Annotated in this window: 21 protein-coding genes and 1 tRNA gene; 13 read left to right on the forward strand and 9 right to left on the reverse strand. The window is 56.3% G+C overall.

The window, feature by feature from the left end; genetic code table 11:
• Nucleotides 1-191 precede the first annotated feature (191 nt).
• The 3 genes from ACO07T_RS16205 to ACO07T_RS16215 are packed head-to-tail and all read left to right on the forward strand — an operon-like array spanning nt 192 to nt 2649.
• Complete coding sequence (locus ACO07T_RS16205; RefSeq protein ID WP_422050246.1) at nt 192-1124, forward strand: bifunctional riboflavin kinase/FAD synthetase; 933 nt, start codon at nt 192-194, stop codon at nt 1122-1124.
• Complete coding sequence (locus ACO07T_RS16210) at nt 1121-1597, forward strand: YcgN family cysteine cluster protein (protein WP_209079190.1); 477 nt, start codon at nt 1121-1123, stop codon at nt 1595-1597. Before ACO07T_RS16205 ends, ACO07T_RS16210 begins: the two co-directional genes overlap by 4 nt.
• Entirely contained in the window at nt 1597-2649 is a 1053-nt protein-coding gene (locus ACO07T_RS16215; RefSeq protein WP_422050247.1) for a threonine aldolase family protein, read from the forward strand. Before ACO07T_RS16210 ends, ACO07T_RS16215 begins: the two co-directional genes overlap by 1 nt.
• A gap of 60 nt (nt 2650-2709) precedes the next feature.
• Here ACO07T_RS16215 and ACO07T_RS16220 read toward each other — a convergent pair whose 3' ends face one another.
• Entirely contained in the window at nt 2710-3717 is a 1008-nt protein-coding gene (locus tag ACO07T_RS16220) for a hypothetical protein (RefSeq protein WP_422050248.1), read from the reverse strand.
• A 200-nt stretch (nt 3718-3917) separates the two neighbouring features.
• Between ACO07T_RS16220 and ACO07T_RS16225 the strand changes: the two genes are divergently transcribed.
• On the forward strand, nt 3918-4910 hold the full coding sequence (locus tag ACO07T_RS16225) for an MBL fold metallo-hydrolase (RefSeq protein WP_422050249.1): 993 nt from the start codon (nt 3918-3920) through the stop codon (nt 4908-4910).
• A 124-nt stretch (nt 4911-5034) separates the two neighbouring features.
• Here ACO07T_RS16225 and ACO07T_RS16230 read toward each other — a convergent pair whose 3' ends face one another.
• Complete coding sequence (locus ACO07T_RS16230; RefSeq protein ID WP_422050250.1) at nt 5035-5856, reverse strand: alpha/beta fold hydrolase; 822 nt, start codon at nt 5854-5856, stop codon at nt 5035-5037.
• Nucleotides 5857-5859: 3 nt separating this feature from the next.
• Nucleotides 5860-6459 carry a 2-hydroxychromene-2-carboxylate isomerase gene (locus ACO07T_RS16235; RefSeq protein WP_422050251.1) on the reverse strand — a complete coding sequence of 200 codons (600 nt, stop codon included), beginning with the start codon at nt 6457-6459 and terminating at the stop codon, nt 5860-5862.
• Between the two features lie 107 nt (nt 6460-6566).
• On the opposite strand from ACO07T_RS16235, the gene ACO07T_RS16240 reads away from it, so the two are divergent.
• Entirely contained in the window at nt 6567-7583 is a 1017-nt protein-coding gene (locus ACO07T_RS16240) for a ribose-phosphate pyrophosphokinase (protein WP_209063307.1), read from the forward strand.
• Between the two features lie 83 nt (nt 7584-7666).
• Here the strand turns inward: ACO07T_RS16240 and ACO07T_RS16245 are convergent, their stop codons facing one another.
• The 5 genes from ACO07T_RS16245 to ACO07T_RS16265 all read right to left on the reverse strand — a co-directional run bounded on the left by ACO07T_RS16245 (nt 7667) and on the right by ACO07T_RS16265 (nt 13018).
• Nucleotides 7667-8296: an HNH endonuclease gene (locus tag ACO07T_RS16245; protein WP_422050252.1), complete on the reverse strand. Its 630-nt coding sequence runs from the start codon at nt 8294-8296 to the stop codon at nt 7667-7669.
• A complete protein-coding gene (locus ACO07T_RS16250) occupies nt 8289-9587 on the reverse strand; it encodes an AAA family ATPase (protein ID WP_422050253.1) in 1299 nt (432 codons plus the stop codon). The genes ACO07T_RS16245 and ACO07T_RS16250 overlap by 8 nt, the downstream gene beginning before the upstream one ends.
• Before the next feature lie 262 nt (nt 9588-9849).
• Nucleotides 9850-11661: an ABC-F family ATP-binding cassette domain-containing protein gene (locus tag ACO07T_RS16255; protein ID WP_422050254.1), complete on the reverse strand. Its 1812-nt coding sequence runs from the start codon at nt 11659-11661 to the stop codon at nt 9850-9852.
• A 60-nt stretch (nt 11662-11721) separates the two neighbouring features.
• The gene (locus ACO07T_RS16260) at nt 11722-12450 is read right to left on the reverse strand and encodes a GNAT family N-acetyltransferase (protein ID WP_422050255.1); all 729 of its coding nucleotides are present in this window, start codon (nt 12448-12450) and stop codon (nt 11722-11724) included.
• A gap of 94 nt (nt 12451-12544) precedes the next feature.
• Nucleotides 12545-13018 (reverse strand): outer membrane protein assembly factor BamE, encoded by a 474-nt coding sequence (locus tag ACO07T_RS16265; protein ID WP_422050256.1) that lies wholly within the window; start codon nt 13016-13018, stop codon nt 12545-12547.
• A 110-nt stretch (nt 13019-13128) separates the two neighbouring features.
• On the opposite strand from ACO07T_RS16265, the gene ACO07T_RS16270 reads away from it, so the two are divergent.
• The 8 genes from ACO07T_RS16270 (at nt 13129) to ACO07T_RS16305 (ending at nt 19187) form a co-directional block, all read left to right on the forward strand.
• Nucleotides 13129-13689 carry a YceD family protein gene (locus ACO07T_RS16270; RefSeq protein WP_422050257.1) on the forward strand — a complete coding sequence of 187 codons (561 nt, stop codon included), beginning with the start codon at nt 13129-13131 and terminating at the stop codon, nt 13687-13689.
• A 138-nt stretch (nt 13690-13827) separates the two neighbouring features.
• Nucleotides 13828-14034 carry a 50S ribosomal protein L32 gene (gene rpmF / locus ACO07T_RS16275; RefSeq protein ID WP_058311355.1) on the forward strand — a complete coding sequence of 69 codons (207 nt, stop codon included), beginning with the start codon at nt 13828-13830 and terminating at the stop codon, nt 14032-14034.
• A 20-nt stretch (nt 14035-14054) separates the two neighbouring features.
• Entirely contained in the window at nt 14055-15143 is a 1089-nt protein-coding gene (gene plsX, locus ACO07T_RS16280) for a phosphate acyltransferase PlsX (protein ID WP_209063322.1), read from the forward strand.
• A 23-nt stretch (nt 15144-15166) separates the two neighbouring features.
• Nucleotides 15167-16141 carry a beta-ketoacyl-ACP synthase III gene (locus ACO07T_RS16285; RefSeq protein WP_422050258.1) on the forward strand — a complete coding sequence of 325 codons (975 nt, stop codon included), beginning with the start codon at nt 15167-15169 and terminating at the stop codon, nt 16139-16141.
• Between the two features lie 123 nt (nt 16142-16264).
• Entirely contained in the window at nt 16265-16567 is a 303-nt protein-coding gene (gene ihfA / locus ACO07T_RS16290) for an integration host factor subunit alpha (protein ID WP_209063326.1), read from the forward strand.
• A 15-nt stretch (nt 16568-16582) separates the two neighbouring features.
• Nucleotides 16583-17902: a MerR family transcriptional regulator gene (locus ACO07T_RS16295; RefSeq protein ID WP_422050259.1), complete on the forward strand. Its 1320-nt coding sequence runs from the start codon at nt 16583-16585 to the stop codon at nt 17900-17902.
• A 73-nt stretch (nt 17903-17975) separates the two neighbouring features.
• Nucleotides 17976-18052: transfer RNA gene (locus ACO07T_RS16300), tRNA-Pro, on the forward strand.
• Nucleotides 18053-18110: 58 nt separating this feature from the next.
• Nucleotides 18111-19187, forward strand: a complete 1077-nt coding sequence (locus tag ACO07T_RS16305; protein ID WP_209079215.1) for a 2'-deoxycytidine 5'-triphosphate deaminase — start codon at nt 18111-18113, stop codon at nt 19185-19187.
• Nucleotides 19188-19211: 24 nt separating this feature from the next.
• On the opposite strand, the gene ACO07T_RS16310 is transcribed toward ACO07T_RS16305, so the two are convergent.
• Nucleotides 19212-19436 carry a hypothetical protein gene (locus ACO07T_RS16310; protein WP_422050260.1) on the reverse strand — a complete coding sequence of 75 codons (225 nt, stop codon included), beginning with the start codon at nt 19434-19436 and terminating at the stop codon, nt 19212-19214.
• Nucleotides 19437-19484: the final 48 nt, after the last annotated feature.

Consider the following 19484-nt stretch of genomic DNA (forward strand, 5'->3'; position numbering starts at 1 on the left):
TAGGGCACATTCCCCACGCCAGACAGAGAGTTCCGCCGCCCCGGCTTCTCATTCTTCCAGTATCCTGGGGGAGATGCCGCTTGCGGCGTCGGGGGCAAAGCCCCCACCTTTGTCACCGATGATCCACAGCCGATCTGCCCAAGGTCAGCTCCTCTCTTGCGCCCCGCCCGCGCAAAAGCTAACCCTGCCGCATGCAAATTATTCGCGACTACCAATTCCTCTCCTCCGAGCATCGCGGCGCCAGCGTCGCGATTGGCAATTTTGACGGGGTGCACCTGGGCCATCAGGCGGTGATCGACCTGGCGCGCAACGCAGCGCCGGATGCCCCGCTGGGCATCATGACCTTTGAGCCCCATCCGCGCGAATATTTTGCGCCCCACGCGCCCACCTTCCGCCTCACCTCTGCGGAGACCCGCGCCCACAGGCTGGAAAAGCTTGGCGTAGAAAGGCTTTATGAGCTGCCGTTCAACGCCGCCCTGTCCAGCCTCACCCCTGAAGCCTTCGCCCGTGAAGTGATCGCCGACGGCCTTGGCCTCGCCCATGTGGTGGTCGGGGCAGATTTCTGCTTTGGCAAAGGGCGCGCAGGCACCGCAGAAGACCTCGCAGCCTTTGGCAAGGAGATGGGCTTTGGCGTGACCATTGCGCCTCTGGTGCAGGGCGGTGACGGTCAGGTCTCCTCCACCTCCATCCGCGCCGCATTGAGCGACGGCCGCCCCCGTGATGCGGCTGCCATGCTGGGCCATTGGCACCGCATCGACGGGCCGGTGATTGGTGGCGAACAACGGGGCCGCGATCTGGGCTTTCCCACCGCCAATATGTCCATCGACGATCTGCACCAACCCAAATACGGCGTCTACGCCGTGCTAGTGGATGTGCGCGACGGGCCGCATCAGGGCAGCTACTTTGGCGCTTCCTCGATTGGCATCCGTCCGATGTTTGGCGAAAACAAAGCCAATATCGAAACCTTCCTGTTTGATTTCTCAGGCGACCTTTATGGCCGCACGCTTTCCGTGGGGCTGGTCGACTATCTCCGCCCGGAGCTGAAATTTGACGGCCTTGACGCCCTCATTGCGCAGATGGGCAAAGACTGCGACCAAGCCCGGGAGATCCTCTGCGCCTTATGAGCACCCAAGACCCCATAGCACGCCAAGGGCTCGCCAAACGTTTCTGGGAAAAAAAGCCGCTGACCAAACTCAACGACCGTGAGTGGGAAGCGCTTTGTGACGGCTGCGGCAAATGTTGCCTCAACAAGCTTGAGGATGAGGACACCGGAGAGGTCGCCCTCACCTGTGTCGCTTGCCGTCTGCTGGACGATGAGACCTGCCGCTGCACCCAATATGACATCCGTCATCAGTTTGTGCCCGAATGCATCGTGATGACGCCCAAGAACATCCACGAGCACGCCTATTGGCTGCCCCAGACCTGCGCCTATCGCCTGCTCTGGGAAGGCAAACCGCTCTATGACTGGCACCCGCTGATCTCCGGCACCGCTGACACCGTGCATGACGCTGGCGTGTCGGTGCAGTTCAAAACCGTCTCCGAATTTGAAACCCCGCTGGAGCAGTGGGAAGACCATATAATCGAGGAACCTCTCTGATGCATTTTGCCTCCGACAACTCCGGCCCCGCCCTTCCCGAAGTCCTCGCAGCATTGACCGCAGCCAACGAAGGCTACGCCATGGGCTATGGGGCGGATGCGGAAATGGCAGAGGTCGTCGAGACAATTCGCAAGGTTTTTGAGGCCCCTGAGGCGGCGGTTTATCTGGTCTCCACCGGCACCACGGCAAATTCACTGGCGCTGGCAACCCTTTGCAAACCTTGGGAAACCATCTTCTGCTCTCATGTGGCCCACATCCACGAGGACGAATGCAACGCGCCGGAGTTCTACACCGGCGGGGCCAAGCTCACCATGGCCAGCCCCAAGGATGTGGACAAGATGACCCCCGACAGCCTGCGCGCCGCCATCGAGGGCGAAGAAACCCGTGGCGTGCATGGCCCCCAACGCGGCCCGGTCTCCATCACACAGGTGACAGAGCGCGGCACGGTCTACACCCTGACCGAACTCAAGGGGCTTTGCGACGTGGCCAAATCCTTCGACTGCCCTGTGCATCTGGATGGCGCACGCTTTGCCAATGCCATGGTCGCTCTGGGCTGCACCCCTGCCGAGATGACCTGGAAGGCCGGTGTGGATGCGGTCAGCTTTGGCGGCACCAAAAATGGCTGCATGGGTGTTGAGGCGGTGATCTTCTTTGATCCCAAACACGCCCGCGAATTTGAGCTGCGCCGCAAACGCGGCGGGCATCTCTTCTCCAAACACCGCTATCTGTCGGCCCAGATGCTGGGCTATCTGAAAGACGACGCCTGGATCACCGCAGCCACCAAGGCCAACGCCAGCGCGGCCCATCTCGCAGGCGGTCTGCGCCAGATCGACGGCGTGGAGTTCATGCACCCGCCGCAAGCCAACATGCTGTTTGTCTACCTCCCCCGCGCCACCCACAAACGCCTCTTTGACGCAGGCGCGGTCTATCACCTCTGGGGCGGCGAGCTGGAAGGCGAGGATGACACCGAAATGCTCCCCGCACGGTTTGTCTGCGACTGGTCGATTGAGCAGGACCAGATCCACAAGTTCTTGGATTTGGCGGCTGGGTAGTAAGGCTGGAATCCAGCTAAGTTCGGGGGGCATACGACAAACCGATGCCGCCAATTAGTGCTACTTGATCCAGGCCGCAATCAATCCTGCGACCCTGGGATTCACCAGGTAGCCATAGAATTTATGCGGATTGATTTCGTCATCAAAGGCCCAGCAATTGTAAATCTTGTGATCGACAATATCGGAGAGAAAGCCTCTCGTTTTCATTTCACGAAAGTCGTTTCTCATCGTTGCATCATGGCTGATAAAGTCATCATGCGCTGCGACATTGTGCCAGACATCAATGATATGCTTAGGAAATTTATCAGTGTCGCCACGATGCGACCGCTCTCGCGCATCATATAGGTTCGCCTTTACGCCAGCTTCCCCCAATGGCGAGCCAAGCGTTAACCACATTGAAATAGGAGTCTGAGCGTTCTGGACATCCCTATACTCGCTCATTCTCGAAAATTTCCAAAGGACGTCATATGAGACGATTGCTCCCATAGAGTGCGCAACGAGACAGACGTCGTCGCCACCGAGAAGAGCATTTTTGAGGGGAGAATGCAGCCTTTCACGGATCTTTGAGCCATATGTTCGTGTGGTCAGATACGCACCAAGGTCGGCCGTCGCAAACTTAATTACAGCTTCATTAAAAAGTGTGGCAGTCGCAATCGCACTTACCGTAGATGCAGCACGAGCAACGTCATCTAACCAAGTATTGCTCTTATGGTTCTTTTTGAGGCGCTTGTAGTCTCGCCTATGAAATGGTCGATATTGGTTCATGGCATTAATAGCCGTCAAATAACCAGCGTCCGGCAAGCAACGACCGTCATTCAAAGATTGGTCCGCATCGGGATCAATTCCCTTCAACTCCTCTGCTATCTTTTTCGAGCTTTTTGCAAGAATGGCGTTGTTAATGTCTCCGTAGTAGACATAGTCGACTTTGACTGTAGATCCGATTTTGGCGGCCTTCTGAGGGTCAACATGTTTCAGCCCGCTCATAAGGGCAGCTTTCAAGAACTTGGCATGTTTTGCTTTGGCTGGCTTGGTGCTTCTTCCATGAATCAAAATGATGCGCTGAACCATCGAAAATCTCCTCAAAGGCGAAGGAATTCGTAAAATTTGGAATAAAACAAAAAAATGCTTACGAAAGACAGTTCCCAAAAACTGCACTAGCCAAAGTTGCATAACGCAAAATGCATTTCTTTTCAATCTTTCCACGATTTGCTGTATGATCTACACTTTTCCGCAGTGTATCTATTGTGTTCGAGAGTGGAGTTATTTGAGTGAGAAAAACAGTCTCCCGCTTCTCCTTCCTTTGGACGACCTTGCTCGCGCTGCTTGCTCCTCCCGCACAGGCAACATCTATCCAAGAGATTTTTCCCATCTTAGCCAAAGACGGCGTTGTCTTTGGCCAAGACGAACCGATACGCGTTACCTATTACGGGGTTAGCACTCTCTTGTTTGACGACGGTGAAACCCAAATTCTGATCGATGGCTTTTTCAGTCGTCCGGATTTGTCGAAAGTGCTCCTAGGACTCATCGAACCTGACAAAGATCTATTGGGAGAGATACACAAGAATGAAGGGCTTGATCGGCTCGCAGCAGTTGTCGTCGCGCATTCCCATCATGACCATGCATTGGATTCTGCTGAAATCGCCAAACTCGCAGACGCGCAACTTATCGCCAGTTATTCAACACGGAACATCGGGATCGGTAGAGCCCTGAACCCCAACAATTTTCTTTTGCCTTCAGATGCCGCAACATGCAGGTGTGGAAAGTTTAGAGTCGAGTTAATACCTTCTGGACACTTTGATGGAGGGTTCCTATTTGAGAGAATTACGGGAATTGGTAAACAGATAGCAGAGCCCGTGACATTTCCGGCGCGAATTAAGGACTTTAACGAGGGCGCTAGCTTCAGCATTTTAGTAAGCCATCCAACCAAGACATTCCTTATCCAAGCCAGCGCCGGCTACAAGTCAGGCGCATTGAAAGGCACCCGTGCCGATGTCCTTTTCCTTGGCATCGGAGGTATCTCGCGCAGCAAAGACCCGGATATCTTCGCCACCTACTTCAGAGAGACCATTGGCCAAGTGCATCCGGAGCTGATTGTCCCGATCCATTGGGACTCATTCTTCAAGCCCGCAAGCGCCCAAACAACAAACCCGGCGCTTGATAACATCCAAAAGACAGCCGACAAGCTTGATGAATTCCTCAAAGCTGATGACCGGTTCAAGGATATCAGTGTGGCAGCCATTATCCCCAAATCAGTCCGCTAGTTTGGCGGGTGCAGCTGTCCTCTGTCATGCGCAATTGGGCATCGACGCTATGGGTATCGAACCCCAATACCGCCATAGACAACCTACAGCCACTGATCCAAAGCAGAACTGATCCCAAACGGTCTCAAATCTTGAGACCGTTTGTTTCCACCGTCCGCCGCACCTCCACAGCCACGTCCGCCGCATGGGTGATCGCCCCCATATGCCCGGCTCCGGCCACGGTCGCCCGCCGCCCGTTCTGCACCTGCGCCGCGACATAATCGCAGGCCGGTTTCATAATCGCCGGCGACAGCGCGCCATCCATCACCACAACCGGCACCTCGATCTGCCCAAGGCGCGGCATGATATCGCCAACGTCATGCAGCACATCAAGCTGGCTGGCGACCACAAAGGACATCAGCCCGGCAAACTGCGCGCGCGTGGCTTCCGGCAGAGCCGCCCAGGGGCGTCCATCGCCCCATTCCTCCACAAACAGCCGTACCGCGCCCTCTGAGTCCCCGGCCTCATAAAGCGCGATGACCCGCTCCATATGGGCATGGTTCTCAGCCACCGCCTCAGGAGCCTCGGCCTGCGCGCCCAGCATGGTCACCGGTTCATAAAGCGAGAGCGAGCGCACCAGATCAGGGCGCAACAGCGCCAGCCGCAGGCCCAGCAGCCCGCCATAGCTGTGCCCGATCACATCCACCGGCTCGGTGATCTGATCAAGGATCGCATCCAGCATCCATTGCCCGGTCGGCACCTCCTCGCGGTAGGCCACACTGCGCCCGTGCCCCGGCATATCCGGTGCCTCAAGCGTCAGCACATCCCCCAGTGCCTCGGCAATACCGCGAAACGCGCCGGAATGCCCAAGGTTGCAATGCAGCGCCAGCGCTTTCCTCGGCCCCTGCCCCAGCACACGCCAAAAGAGGCCGTGATCTGCGGCCTCTGCTTCCCCGTCCAGTGCCATTTGTCAGAGCTTACCGGCCAAATGCATGTCCAGCTCTTCAATCCGGTCCTGCCCCCAGAACCGCGCGCCATCGTCGGTGATGTAGAACGGCGCGCCAAAGGCCCCGGCCTCTACCGCCTCTTCCAGATTGCGCGCATAGGTCTCAGCCCCGACCAGCATGCCGCTGTCCGCCAGCGCCGTATCAAAGCCTGCCGCGCTCAGGCAATCGCGGATCACGTCATCCTGCGCGATGTCTTTCTCCTCGGCCCAGCAGGCCCGGGTGAAGCCATGCGCCAGCGCGCCCAAATCACCGCCACCGGCATTCTGCGCCGCGATGAAAGCATAAGAGGACGGCGCCATATTGGTTGGCCAATGCGCGGGCTTGAGGTTGAAATCCATGCCCAGTTTCTTGCCCTGACGCACCAGCTCCTGCGCACGGTATTCCTGACGGCTGGCGTGCCGATCCTTGGGCGCGGTGCCCCCGGTGCGCGCAAACAGCGCCATAATGTCAAGCGGCTTATAAACAATTTCCGCCCCGTGTTTGGCCGCAACCTCTTCCAGGCGGGTGCCCGCCAAATAGGTATAAGGAGAAATTGTCGAGAAATAATAGGTGATCGTGGCCATTTGCGCCCCTCTATCCATCTGCATCGCTTTGCGAGACGTTAGGGCCATGTTAAGCGGAGTGCAATGTCACGAATCTGTCACCAAAGCCACCTGGGGATTACCGCGCTATGGCCACCATTCTTGAACCCAAACTGATCACGGGCAACGCCAACAAACCTTTGGCCAAATCCATTGCCCGCCGCATGTCCATGCACCGTGGGGTCTCCACCGATCTGGTCAACGCCCGCGTTGAGCGTTTCAACGACGCCGAAATCTTTGTCGAAGTCTACGACAACGTGCGCGGCGAAGACATGTTCATCATCCAGTCCACGTCCAACCCGGCCAACGACAACCTGATGGAACTGCTGATCATGGCCGATGCGCTGCGCCGCTCCTCCGCGGCCCGCATCACCGCAGTGATCCCTTACTTCGGCTACGCCCGTCAGGACCGCCGCACCAAGGCACGCACCCCGATCACCGCCAAGCTTGTGGCCAACATGATGGTCGAAGCGGGCATCGAGCGCGTGCTCACCATGGATCTGCACGCCGCGCAGATTCAGGGCTTCTTCGACATCCCGGTGGACAACCTCTACGCCTCCCCGATCTTTGCGCTCGACATCAAGTCCCAGTTCAAAGACACGCTCTCTGACGTGATGATCATCTCCCCCGACGTGGGCGGTGTGGCCCGCGCCCGCGAGCTGGCCAAGCGCATCAACGCCCCGCTCGCCATCGTCGACAAACGCCGCGAGAAGCCGGGCGAAGTCGCCGAGATGACCGTGATCGGCAATGTCGAAGGCAAGAAATGCATCATCGTGGACGACATCTGCGACACCGCAGGCACGCTCTGTAAAGCCGCCGAAGTGCTGATGGAGCACGGCGCCACCGAGGTCCACAGCTACATCTCCCATGGTGTTCTGTCCGGCCCCGCGATCGAGCGCATCACCAACTCCGTGATGAAATCTCTGGTGATCACCGACAGCATCGAGCCCACCGAAGCCGTGCTCGGCGCCAGCAACATCCGCATCGTGCCCACCGCCCCGATGTTTGCCCAAGCCATCATGAACACCGCCGCAGGCACCTCGGTAAGCTCGCTCTTTGAGACCGAGACGCTGGAGCCTGCTTATGAAGGGCTGTTCAAGGCCTGATCTGAAGCGAAAGCGCTAGAATAGAGAAAGCCCCGACCGAGAGGTCGGGGCTTTTTGTTGTTGTATAAGAACTTACAACGTGACTATTCCTGATATGCCTTGATAACCTGCCGACAAGCGGCAATGAATTCTGGCTTTCTACTTTCGAGGTCCGTAAGCAGACTCTGAAAAACCAAATCTTTTAAAGCCTGGTCCTCCAATAAACATATCTGTTGAAGTTCATTAGCATAGCGTTCTATCTCACGATTTCTGCTCTCAATTAAGGGCGCACGATTGAGATCGAGCACTAAAACGGTACTCACGCCTTGAGCACTCTTCCCCTTCACAAGCGGACCAGCAAAAAACAAGTGATCATTGGGATCCTCTTTGTATGGATCAAGAACCCCCTCTTTATTTGACTTCCTTTGGTTACAGACTTGGCAAGAGAATGTTAGGTTGACCCACTCGAATGTTAGGGATGCATCTTTGGATTTTGGAGTGATGTGCTCAATGTCACCGTGCGCGACATCAGTTACTTTGGCTTCACAGTATGCACATTTCTCGGAAGTTTCTTCTTTCAGTCTCGACTTGATCTGAGGGTGATTATAGCGTCTTCTTTTCGTCGCTATTTCGTCTTTGTTGCCGTTCTCCAAAGCGTCAAGAAGCTCTGTTCTCCAAGTTTCTTTATTTTGCTTAAGCACTTCGGGTTCTTCGAGCTTGGTTAACTTAATCACGCAATACTCTCCCAAGAGCTTCGGGAAAAAACTCACTGAGACCAGCTCCGGCCAGTTCCGTGCGCAGCACATCAAGAGCCTCTTGGGTCAAAGAGCTCTTTTCGAATCGACCCGCAATTTGTTCCAACTCGGCTTCAGCCCAAATCGGAATCGTGACTGAAACACCCAATACTTCACTCAGAATTTTAGATGCACTTCCAGCTTTGTTTTCTAGGACTACCTCTTCCGCAACCACTGCCGATTTCGAGTCACCTATGTCCTCGGCTAGCTCAACATATCGCAACGTGTAAATTCTCGAATTTCTTACCGAGGAAATGATAAACGGAGAATGTGTAGCAACGACAAACTGGATCTTAGGGAAGGTTCGAACCAAGTTGCTCAAGAAGTCTCTTTGAAGAGAGGGATGTAGATGGTTTTCGGGTTCATCTAACAGCACCGAAACCTGCTCCCCGTGTGCTTTTGTAAAGAGAAAAATCTGCCATGCGGTTTGGATCAAAGACATCAAACCACCTGAAGCTCCATCTATAGGAAACTCACCAGTCCGGCTAACGACTACGATCTCCGGGCTTCTTACTTCCAATCGTTCAAACCCAATTTCCTTGGGCAGGAGTGTTCTCAACGTATCTTGGAAACCCTCATACAAGCCAACAAGCTCTGGAACAGCTTTCATATGATTGTTATCCGAACCAAACGCTGCAAATCCAATCAGTGTTTCTTTGAGGGGAGCTACTGGATTGTGTACCGTGCGACCCCGGCGATGTGTCGAAGAACCGCGCTGAAAATTCGCCTGAGATTCAAAAAAATAGCTAAACGCCTCTTTTGGGGCGATACCCGCCACGGGCAAGGAGTCCACCTGCTGGTACATTGGAAGCGCGCGATGCGACTCAATCTTAAACCCCGTAGTGTTCTGATAGCCTTTAACTTCAAGATAGTAGTGAAGGCTGCTTCTGTCTTGCACCGCCAGCTCCGCTGTCTTTCCATCTGCATAGGTAATGGAACCAACCTCGTAGCGGAAAGCACTGTGGCTTGCCGCGGTCGATCTAGTAAAGGGGTTCAGTCGACCAAACAAACTTCCGAGTGAATATCCCGATCGGCCAGAAGTCTTATCCTCAACAGGTGTCGCAAGGAACTGGTTCCCACCGTCGGGGCCATCATCATGGTCTAATATCTTCAGGATGGTACTTTTACCAGAACCATTCGTTCCGGTAATAATAGTCAAACTAGGATGGAAATCTATGTTCACATCTTTAAATTGCCGCCACTCATGCAGAGTTAGTGATTTAAAGTTCACGCCAGCCTCGCCACACCAATAAGGAGATCAATACTTCGACTTATCGCGCATATACTGCAAAAATCCAGCGATCAAGAAGACACTCGTTTCGTTGTTCGAACTGTGATGGGATAATCGCGACCTAGGTCTTAACTCATGAGTTGCGACAGCTCAAAAAGCAACCAATGAACAACTCCCTACCCCACCGTCCCAAAGCAACATATTCAAGAATCGCAGACCTCCGCGATAACGACGCAATACAGACGCGATACCGACGTGCGATTCAGGTGTTGCATTCGGCCTTTTCCTCCAGCGTCAGCCACTCTTCCTCGGCCTCCGCAAGCGCCGTTTGACGCTCCACCAGCGCCTCTGTCGCCTTCTGGAATTTCACCGGTTCTTTGGTGAAAAGCTCCGGATCCGCCATGAACTCTTCCAGCTTCGCGATCTCCGCTTCCAGCCGTTCCATGATCACCGGCAGCGCCTCAAGACGGTGTTTTTCGGTAAAGCTCAGCCCTGCTGCGGGCGCTTTTTCCTGCTTCACCTTCTCCGCTTTAACTTTTGTTTTCTCAGTCTTTTTCGGCGCATCCTCTTGCCGCTGCGCTCGGTAATCCGACCAACCCCCAGCATAGGTTACAGCCCGGCCATTGCCTTCCATGGCGATGGTTGTGGTGGCCACACGGTCGAGAAAATCCCGATCGTGGCTCACCAAAAGCACGGTGCCGTCATAGTCATCCAGCAGCTCCTGCAGAAGATCCAACGTCTCCACATCAAGGTCGTTTGTCGGCTCGTCCATGACCAGAAGATTGCTCTCTTTAGCCATCAGTTTTGCGAGCAGCAACCGCGCCTTCTCCCCACCTGAAAGCGACCGCACCGGCGCTCTGGCCTGGCGATCATCAAACAGAAATTCTTTAAGGTATCCAACAACATGCTTGGGGTTGCCGCGCACCATCACCTGATCGGCTTTGCCCGACACCCGCATCTCAGGATCGCCCGTGAGACTGTCCCAGAGGGTCATTTCAGGGTCCAGTTTCGCACGCGCCTGATCAAACACCGCAGGCAGCAGATTGGTGCCCAAAGTCACCGTTCCGACATCCGGCTCCAGCTCCCCCATCAGCATCTTGATCAGCGTGGTTTTGCCCACACCATTTGGCCCCACAAAGGCCACCCGATCCCCGCGCTGCACCGTCAGAGAGAAGTCCGACACAATGGCTTTGTCGCCAAATCCTTTGGACAAGCCTTTGGCATCAATCACCTTTTTGCCAGACTTCGGCGCTGCCGACAGCTCCATCGCCGCAGAGCCCTGCCGCGAGATCATCGAGGCACGCTCTGCCCGCAGATCCTTCAGCGCCCGCACACGACCCTGATTGCGCTTACGCCGCGCGCTGATGCCTTCCACCGCCCAACGCGCCTCGGCTTTGATCTTGCGATCCATTTTGTGGCGCTGGATGTCTTCTTCTTCCCAAACCTTGTCGCGCCAGGCCTCAAACGCCTCAAAGCCTTTCTCCTGACGCCGCACCATTCCCCTGTCAATCCAAAGGGTTGCACGGGTCAGAGCACGCAGAAACGCGCGGTCGTGGCTGATCAAAACATAGCCTGCACGCGTCGCCTTCAGCTCCGCCTCAAGCCAGGCGATGGCCTCGATATCAAGGTGGTTTGTCGGCTCGTCCAGCAGCATCAACTCCGGAGCCTCAGCCATCAGTCGCGCCAAAGCCGCCCTCCGCCGCTCCCCGCCAGAGGCGGTTTCCACCGCGCGCGCCGGATCAAACTTGAGACCTTCACCGGCGCGCTCGACCTTGTACATCTCACCCGGATCAAGGCTTGCGGAAGCAAAGTCGCCAAGCGTCGCAAACCCTTTCATATCAGGGTCTTGCTCCATGTAGCCCACGCTGATGCCCGGCGGCACAACGATCTCTCCGCGGTCCGCTTCAACCAGCCCGGCCATCACCTTCATCAAGGTTGATTTGCCCGACCCGTTGCGCCCGACCAGCGCCACCCGATCGCCGGGCTGCACCACGAGGCTCAGCTGATCAAAAACCGGATCTCCGCCAAAGGTCAGGGAGATATCGCTCATCTGCAAAAGAGGTATACGTGCCATGACAAAAGCGCCTAGCCCGCAAATGAAACCCCGTCAACCTTCGCCGAACCGAGTTCGAACTTATGCCGTCAACGCCCGCAGCAACCGTTTGCGCGCCGGCGGAATCGCTTTGATCTCAACACCGGTAAACACATGTAGCGTATTCATTTTTTCATCTACGACCGCATGATCGCTGACCCAGCCCCCCATCATCAGATAGCTGCGCAACATGGGTGGCATGTGCCGCTGGGCAAGCTTGAGATTCGGCCTGTGGCGCAGACGCGCGGCAAATCGAAACACGCTGGGTGCCTTGACCTTGGGAAGCCACCTTTTGGGTGCAAGGTGACGGTCTCTGAGCATGGCAAAGCTGTCTAGGTAATTGTTGGCATCCGTACCTGAGAAAGACGCACAACCAAAGAGAAGTTCGACATTGTTTTCATCGACATAGCCAGTCATCGCCGCCCAAGCGAGGCGCAGCACATCAGGGTCATGCACCTCCGGGTGCATACAGAACCGACCCATCTCCACCATGCGACCCTGATACTCTTGCAGTGCACTCAACTCGTAGTATTGCGCGGCATAACTCCGTCCGATATCGGCCCCATCGGTGAGCGGCAACATTCTGAAAACACAAACCAAACGCCCGCTCGCGCGCTCCTCAATCAAGTAGTGTGCGCAGATAGGATCAAAATCGTCACAGTCCAGAGCATCGGCAGTCCCGTGAAACGCCAGATGCCTCAGCCGCTGCGCCGCCTGCAAATCCTTTTCGCCTTCGGCGATCCGTACCTGATAACGGCCTTGTTGCAGCATCTTCTTGCCTATGGGCTGGTCCCGAATGCGATGTGTTTAGCAGACCGCCGGTGACAGCCAAATGACATACGCCGGACGGTTTTGTCTCAACGGCTTAGAAGTCACCCGAACCCGGAGCCGGTGTACCAATAGGTGAGAAGTTTCCGAGGTTTCTCCCCAGCTGCCGCAGCAAACCACCGGACTGGATGTTGTTGTCGGTGATCCGGCGTGACAGCGGTACAACCTGCCCGTCTTCCAAGGCGTATTGCTCAATGTTGCGTGCGATTCCGTTGCCGTCAAAACCGATGGCGACGATCTGGCGATCCACCACTTCCGGCCGACGCGGGCCAAAGTGCTTTACCCGGCTGCGCACATAGAGATAACCGCTGTCGTTCAAAACACCGGAGGCAGACGGAGGGCCAAAGGTCTCTGCGATGGAATCGCGGGTATCCACACCCAGCGTGATCGAGGCCAGCTCTTCATCAGAGGGCACATAGCCGTGATTTCTGTATCGCGTCGCACAGGAGGCCAGAGACAAAATCAACGCCCCCATGACCGTCACTTTGATCATCGTCTTGCGCGTGTTCATCTTTGTCCTCTTGTGTTGGCTCGTCTTGCCTTTTATCTCGCTTATAGAAGGAATGCGCGCGGTTCAAGAATGTAAGCGCGTTGGATCACTCCAGACCAAAGTCAGAAACCATGTCACAAACTGTGCCCCCTTCCACCACATTTCGTGTGGCGGACCTCCCGCAAAATCGCGCCACGCCGTTTGAGCTGCGCCCCGATCCGCAAACACTTGAGGCCATTGCCAAAGAGCTTGATTTGATAGGGCTCAAAAAGCTGGTCTTTCAAGGCGAGATCCATGCCTTCGGCAAAACCGACTGGGAGCTTGTGGCCGATCTTGGTGCAACTGTCGTCCAGTCCTGCGTAGTGTCTCTGGATCCTGTGACTTCACGAATAGATGAAGAGATCGAACGCCGCTTCCTCGCCCAGATGCCCGAATTGGTTGCTGAGGACGAAGAAGTTGAGATGCCTGAGGACGAAGACGCCGAACCGCTTGGCAGCACCATTGATGTCTTTGCAGTCATGCAGGAAGCCTTGGCGCTGAATGTCCCGCAATTTCCGCGTGCTGCCGGCGCAGAACTGCAAGATGCCGTCTTTACCGAAGCCGGAAAAAAGGCGATGACAGACGAAGATGCGCGCCCCTTTGCTGGCTTGGCGGCCCTGCGGGACCAACTGTCGGCAAAAGACGACGAATAGGGCTTGCGTTGTGGGAAAATCGCAGTATTTTCGCGCGCTCATTCGAATTTAGCGTTGGACTCGGGCGCGCTTATTGCGTAGAGGCTCAGGACGCTCAGGAAAACGGGCAACTTGCCCCAGTAAATCAAAGGTTGCGACATGGCTGTCCAGCAGAACAAAGTATCTAAATCGCGCCGCAACAACCGCCGTGCACACGACGCCCTGGTTGCAGCGAACCCTAACGAATGCCCAAACTGCGGCGAGCTGAAGCGCCCTCACCACGTGTGCGCATCCTGCGGCCACTACGACGACCGTGAAGTCGTTGCGATGGTTGAAGACGTCGATCTGGACGAAGACGCAGCATAAACAACGGGATCTGCGTCCTCATGGCCGGTTTGACTACATCAGCAAACCCCGTTGGCGGGCGCACGGTGATCTCAGTTGACGCCATGGGTGGCGATCGCGGGCCGGCAGCTGTTGTTGCCGGCATTTCGCTGTCTGCGAACAAAAACCCGGATATTGCTTTCATTCTGCACGGCCCAGAAGCCGAGCTGAAACCTTTGGTTGCGCGCAAACGCAATCTCGAAGGGCGCGTGGAGATTCGCGATGTCTCCGGTGCGGTTGCAATGGAAGACAAGCCGCGCGACGTGATCCGGCGCGGGAAATCCACCTCCATGTGGTCCGCCATCGAATCGGTGCGCTCCGGCGAGGCCGATGCCGTGGTCAGCTGCGGCAACACCGGCGCGCTTATGATGCTCTCCGTTGTCCGCCTGCGCAAAATTCTCGGGGTGGACCGCCCGGCCATCGCCATTCTTTGGCCATCCCGCGCGCCTCAGGGCTTCAACATCATGCTCGACGCCGGTGCGGACATCAGCGCGGATGAACATGACCTGCTGCAATATGCCCTGATGGGTGCCTCCTACGCGCGCAACGGCATGGAGCTTCAACGTCCCCGTGTTGGCCTGCTGAATGTCGGCACCGAAGAACACAAAGGGCGCAACGAGCTCAAGCTCGCGCACGACCTGATCGCGCGCAACGCTGAGATCGCGAATTATGATTTTGTCGGTTTTGTAGAAGGCAATGACATTCCGGCAGATAAGGCCGACGTGATCGTCACAGATGGCTTCACAGGCAATGTCGCGCTTAAGACCGGCGAAGGAACCGCGGGGCTGATTGGCGCCCGTTTGCGTGAGGCATTCAAGTATTCACCTCTGTCGCGTCTCGCGGCTCTGATGGCCTACACTTCCCTGAACCGCCTCAACAAACGCATCGACCCGCGTCGCGTGAACGGTGGTGTTTTCCTTGGCCTCAACGGAACCGTCGTGAAATCACATGGCTCCTCTGATGCCACCGGTGTTTCCTCCGCGGTAAAGCTGGCGTTCAAACTTGCGCAATCAGGCTTCTCTGAAAAGCTCGCCGCGCGGGTTGCATCTGCGGTTTCCCTGCCGCAAGATGCCGAGAACTCAAGCGAATAACTATAATATAGCAAGGCTCACAGATGACGACACGCGCCGTGGTTTTGGGTATAGGCCACTACTTGCCCGAACGGGTCGTTCCAAACGCCGAGTTTGAAAAAACCCTCGACACGACCGACGAATGGATTCGCACGCGCTCAGGCATTGAGCGCCGCCATTTTGCGGCAGATGATCAAACCACCTCTGACCTGGGCAGCCTCGCAGCCAAAGCCGCACTGCAAAATGCCGGGCTGGAGGCAGATGACCTTGATGCAATTGTTGTGGCTACCTCGACACCGGATCTGACTTTCCCATCTGTTGCCACCATGGTGCAGCAGAAAATTGGCATGACCCGCGGCTTTGGGTTTGACGTCCAAGCTGTTTGCGCCGGATTTGTCTATGCGCTGACAAACGCCAATGCGCTGATCGTTTCTGGCCAGGCCAAACGTGTGATGGTGATCGGTGCCGAAACTTTCAGCCGGATCATGGATTGGACAGACCGCGCCACTTGCGTGCTTTTTGGGGACGGCGCAGGCGCGCTTATTCTCGAAGCGCAAGAAGGCGAAGGCACCTCCTCTGATCGCGGCATTCTGAGCGCTGACCTAAATTCCGATGGCCGCTATCGCGATATGCTGTATGTCGACGGCGGGGTCTCCACCTCAGGTGACTCCGGAAAACTGCGCATGCAGGGTAACGCGCTCTTCCGTCAGGCGGTCGAGAAACTTGCCTTCACGGCACAAACCGCGCTCGACAAAATCAATCTAGGACATGATGACGTCGCCTGGATCGTGCCGCATCAGGCCAATATCCGGATCATTCAAGGCACCGCAAAAAAGCTCGGTATCCCGATGGAGCGCGTGATTGTCACCGTTCACGACCACGGCAACACGTCTGCGGCTTCCATTCCGCTTGCGCTTTCCGTTGGTGTTGCCGACGGCAAAATCAAACCCGGAGACCTGCTCGTAACCGAAGCTATTGGCGGTGGTTTGGCTTGGGGATCGGTGGCGCTTCGTTGGTAAGCATTGCCGCCTAAGCCTTTGGTGCGCATCAAAGTTAAACGGGGCTGGCACAGCCCAAATCATTGACTTATAAATTCCCATGCCTCTATGTTTTTTGAGAGCGTTATTCACAGGGGGGACTGCATGACTGGAAAGACATTGACCCGGATGGACCTGAGCGAAGCCGTGTTTCGCGAAGTGGGCCTTTCCCGAAATGATTCCGCGCAACTCGTAGAGAGTGTTCTGGCACATATGTCCGACGCACTGGTCCGTGGCGAACAGGTGAAGATCTCTTCGTTCGGCACCTTCAGCGTCCGCGACAAGGCCGCGCGCGTTGGTCGCAACCCCAAAACCGGTGAGGAAGTGCCGATCAACCCGCGTCGCGTGCTGACCTTCCGCCCGTCTCACCTGATGAAAGACCGCGTCGCGGCAGGCAATAAGAAATAAAGCGAGTTACATCCCATGGCGAAATCCCGGGAGGCCTTTCGCACAATCAGCGAAGTGGCCGATTGGCTTGATGTCCAAACCCATGTTCTTCGGTTCTGGGAAAGCAAATTCTCGCAGGTGAAACCTGTCAAACGTGCCGGTGGTCGACGCTACTATCGACCGCAGGATATGGAGTTGCTGGGCGGTATCAAAAAGCTTTTGCACGAAGATGGCATGCCCATCAAAGACGCGCAGAAGCTCATTCGCGAAATGGGTGTCAAACACGTTTCTTCGCTGTCTCAGCCCATAGACGAGCCAAGCAAGTCCTCTGCTAAGGTAGAAATCGAAGCGACGCCGGAACCGGTGGCGACTGAGACGGATGTCGCGCCATCTCCTGAGATGGAGTTTACCCCATCTGAAACAGCCGAAGCGCCAGCCTTTGAGCCCCAAGAAGAGCTCGAAGACGCGCCGCTGCCAGAAGCTTCTGAAACAGTAGCGCCTGGCACAGAAGAGCAAGAGATTTCGCAGGACGAGATTGCAGCTCCTGTGGCTTCAGGCGCAGATGATCTGGAAACCCCGCCTCTCTTTGAGCCGGAAGAGCTTCCAGACACGGTGGCGACGGGCACCGCTGACGCGGAGATGAGCTTTGAGCCAACGCCAAGCGCCAGCGACGACACGCCGGCCTCAGCCCCAGCTGCCAACAACACAATAGGTAGCGCGGACACCGCAACTATAGGCGATCTCTTTGCATCTTTGGACGCTGCATCGGCAGAACAAGAGCTCGACTCTGTGGTAGAGACCGAAACGCCTGAGCCTGCGACAGACCACTCTGCGCCAACGGATGTAGAAGCGGATTTCACTGTCGAGGACACGCCTGATGCTGATTTCACACCTGAGATCGATGAAACGCCCGCGTTGACAGATACGGATAGCGCTGGTGAGTTCACGCTTGAAACCAGCCCGACCGACATGCCGGAACCGGCGTTTGATCCGGCAGTTAGCGAAGCGCCAGAAACGACTGGCTCTGCCGCTTCTTCTCCGGAAGAGGCTGCTCCGGTTGCTTCGGACACAGCTCAGGCTGTTGATACGGCTTTGGAGGCGGAGCCTTCCGCACCTGAACCGACAGCACCTGCGACGCCTGATGAAATGCCTTCAGCAGACGCAATTCAGCCCGTCACTGAAGAGCAAGGCCAGCCTCTCGATGCAGAAACGACCGGCATGACAATAGAACAGGAGGAAAGCCAGGATGCCTTCCTTTCCGTGTTCACCAAACAGGTGCGTGTGGCGCCAGAAAATCAAAGCCGCGCCGCTGAACTTTTGGCGCGCCTTGAGGCATTGCACGCCAAAGCAAGCTAATCCGGAAGGGCGCGAAAAAGTTGCAATTTTTGACTTGCTCCCGCCCGCAATTCCGTTATGAACAGCCCATCGTCGGGCTATGGCGCAGCCTGGTAGCGCGTCCGTCTGGGGGACGGAAGGTCGCAGGTTCGAGTCCTGCTAGCCCGACCATTCAAAACCGCCCGTGTGCCGCAAGGCCCGGGCGTTTTGTATATCCGGAAGGACCATTATGACCGGCGTATTGCCCAGCCAAACCATTGAAACCATGCTGACAAACGGCGAAATTCGCGTGTCAGAACCGGTTGTTGAAGGCCAGGTCCAACCTGCATCGCTTGACCTGCGTCTTGGCAATGTTGCCTATCGCGTGCGCGCATCATTCCTGGCCGGACAGGGCCGCACAGTGGCCGAACGGCTCAGCGAATTTGAGATGCACCGTATTGACCTCTCGGATGGCGCGGTGCTGGAAAAGGGCTGCGTTTATGTCGTGCCCCTGATGGAAGCACTCAACCTCCCCGAAGATGTTCAAGCTGTTGCCAACGCCAAAAGCTCGACCGGCCGACTGGACTTGCTGACCCGCACCATCACGGACGGCGGCACGGAGTTTGACCGCATCGCTGCCGGTTACAACGGCCCGCTTTATGCAGAGATCTGTCCACGCAGCTTTTCAGTGCTCGTGCGCCCCGGAATGCGCCTCAACCAGATTCGCTTCCGTGCGGGACAAAGCCTCCTGAGCGACGCCGATCTGCGTGTCTTGCATGAGCGCAGCCCGCTGGTGGACGGCGAGGCTGTGATTGACGACGGCCTTGGCTTTTCTGTGGACCTCAAACCCGCAGATGGCACCCTTGTTGGCTATCGTGCCAAGCCGCACACGGGCGTAATTGATCTGGAAAACATCGGGCATTACGACCCGTCAGAATACTGGGAAGAGCTGCACAGTTCTGACGGAAAGATCATTCTCGATCCCGGCGCATTCTACATTCTGGTGAGCCGTGAAGCCGTGCACATCCCGCCCGCTTATGCCGCGGAGATGGCTCCGTTCCTGGCAATGGTGGGTGAATTCCGCGTGCACTACGCGGGCTTCTTTGATCCGGGCTTTGGCCATGCTGAAGCTGGCGGAACAGGGTCACGGGGCGTGTTGGAAGTACGCTGCCACGAGGCCCCCTTTGTGCTGGAACACGGCCAAGTGGTCGGGCGATTGGTCTATGAGCGCATGGCAGACGTGCCAGAACAGCTATATGGCGCTGGCATTGCGTCCAACTATCAGGGTCAGGGCCTGAAACTTAGCAAACATTTCAAGGCAGCGTAACACAGACGCTGCCATATGAGCGCCTTAGAAGCGGTTGAGCCGACGCATCGCGCGCATGGCTTGTTTCGCCTGCTTGCTCCCTTGCGGATTCACCTGTGGTCCCTGCCCTTCGTCACCATCCGCGCGCGCATGTTTCTGCGACTTGCCACGCGATTTGGACATGGCATCAAAGCCTGCGTTGATCCCGCCATTCACCAGCCGCCGCACAACCTGACGGATGACCATATTGATAAGTTGGTTCGCGTTCATTTTGCGCGCTCCCTGCTGCCTCATGCGGAATGTATACCAAGATTGCGC

The sequence above is a fragment of the Shimia sp. genome (assembly GCF_965227725.1).
Classification (GTDB): Bacteria; Pseudomonadota; Alphaproteobacteria; order Rhodobacterales; family Rhodobacteraceae; genus Shimia.

What these genes read in the sequence shown, in the direction of transcription:
- ACO07T_RS16205 (WP_422050246.1), top strand. Translation starts at nt 192, where the DNA reads ATGCAAATTATTCGCGACTACCAATTCCTCTCCTCCGAGCATCGCGGC.
- ACO07T_RS16210 (WP_209079190.1), top strand. Translation starts at nt 1,121, where the DNA reads ATGAGCACCCAAGACCCCATAGCACGCCAAGGGCTCGCCAAACGTTTC.
- ACO07T_RS16215 (WP_422050247.1), top strand. Translation starts at nt 1,597, where the DNA reads ATGCATTTTGCCTCCGACAACTCCGGCCCCGCCCTTCCCGAAGTCCTC.
- ACO07T_RS16220 (WP_422050248.1), bottom strand. Translation starts at nt 3,717, where the DNA reads ATGGTTCAGCGCATCATTTTGATTCATGGAAGAAGCACCAAGCCAGCC.
- ACO07T_RS16230 (WP_422050250.1), bottom strand. Translation starts at nt 5,856, where the DNA reads ATGGCACTGGACGGGGAAGCAGAGGCCGCAGATCACGGCCTCTTTTGG.
- ACO07T_RS16235 (WP_422050251.1), bottom strand. Translation starts at nt 6,459, where the DNA reads ATGGCCACGATCACCTATTATTTCTCGACAATTTCTCCTTATACCTAT.
- ACO07T_RS16240 (WP_209063307.1), top strand. Translation starts at nt 6,567, where the DNA reads ATGGCCACCATTCTTGAACCCAAACTGATCACGGGCAACGCCAACAAA.
- ACO07T_RS16255 (WP_422050254.1), bottom strand. Translation starts at nt 11,661, where the DNA reads ATGGCACGTATACCTCTTTTGCAGATGAGCGATATCTCCCTGACCTTT.
- ACO07T_RS16260 (WP_422050255.1), bottom strand. Translation starts at nt 12,450, where the DNA reads ATGCTGCAACAAGGCCGTTATCAGGTACGGATCGCCGAAGGCGAAAAG.
- ACO07T_RS16265 (WP_422050256.1), bottom strand. Translation starts at nt 13,018, where the DNA reads ATGAACACGCGCAAGACGATGATCAAAGTGACGGTCATGGGGGCGTTG.
- ACO07T_RS16270 (WP_422050257.1), top strand. Translation starts at nt 13,129, where the DNA reads ATGTCACAAACTGTGCCCCCTTCCACCACATTTCGTGTGGCGGACCTC.
- rpmF (WP_058311355.1), top strand. Translation starts at nt 13,828, where the DNA reads ATGGCTGTCCAGCAGAACAAAGTATCTAAATCGCGCCGCAACAACCGC.
- plsX (WP_209063322.1), top strand. Translation starts at nt 14,055, where the DNA reads ATGGCCGGTTTGACTACATCAGCAAACCCCGTTGGCGGGCGCACGGTG.
- ACO07T_RS16285 (WP_422050258.1), top strand. Translation starts at nt 15,167, where the DNA reads ATGACGACACGCGCCGTGGTTTTGGGTATAGGCCACTACTTGCCCGAA.
- ihfA (WP_209063326.1), top strand. Translation starts at nt 16,265, where the DNA reads ATGACTGGAAAGACATTGACCCGGATGGACCTGAGCGAAGCCGTGTTT.
- ACO07T_RS16295 (WP_422050259.1), top strand. Translation starts at nt 16,583, where the DNA reads ATGGCGAAATCCCGGGAGGCCTTTCGCACAATCAGCGAAGTGGCCGAT.
- ACO07T_RS16305 (WP_209079215.1), top strand. Translation starts at nt 18,111, where the DNA reads ATGACCGGCGTATTGCCCAGCCAAACCATTGAAACCATGCTGACAAAC.
- ACO07T_RS16310 (WP_422050260.1), bottom strand. Translation starts at nt 19,436, where the DNA reads ATGAACGCGAACCAACTTATCAATATGGTCATCCGTCAGGTTGTGCGG.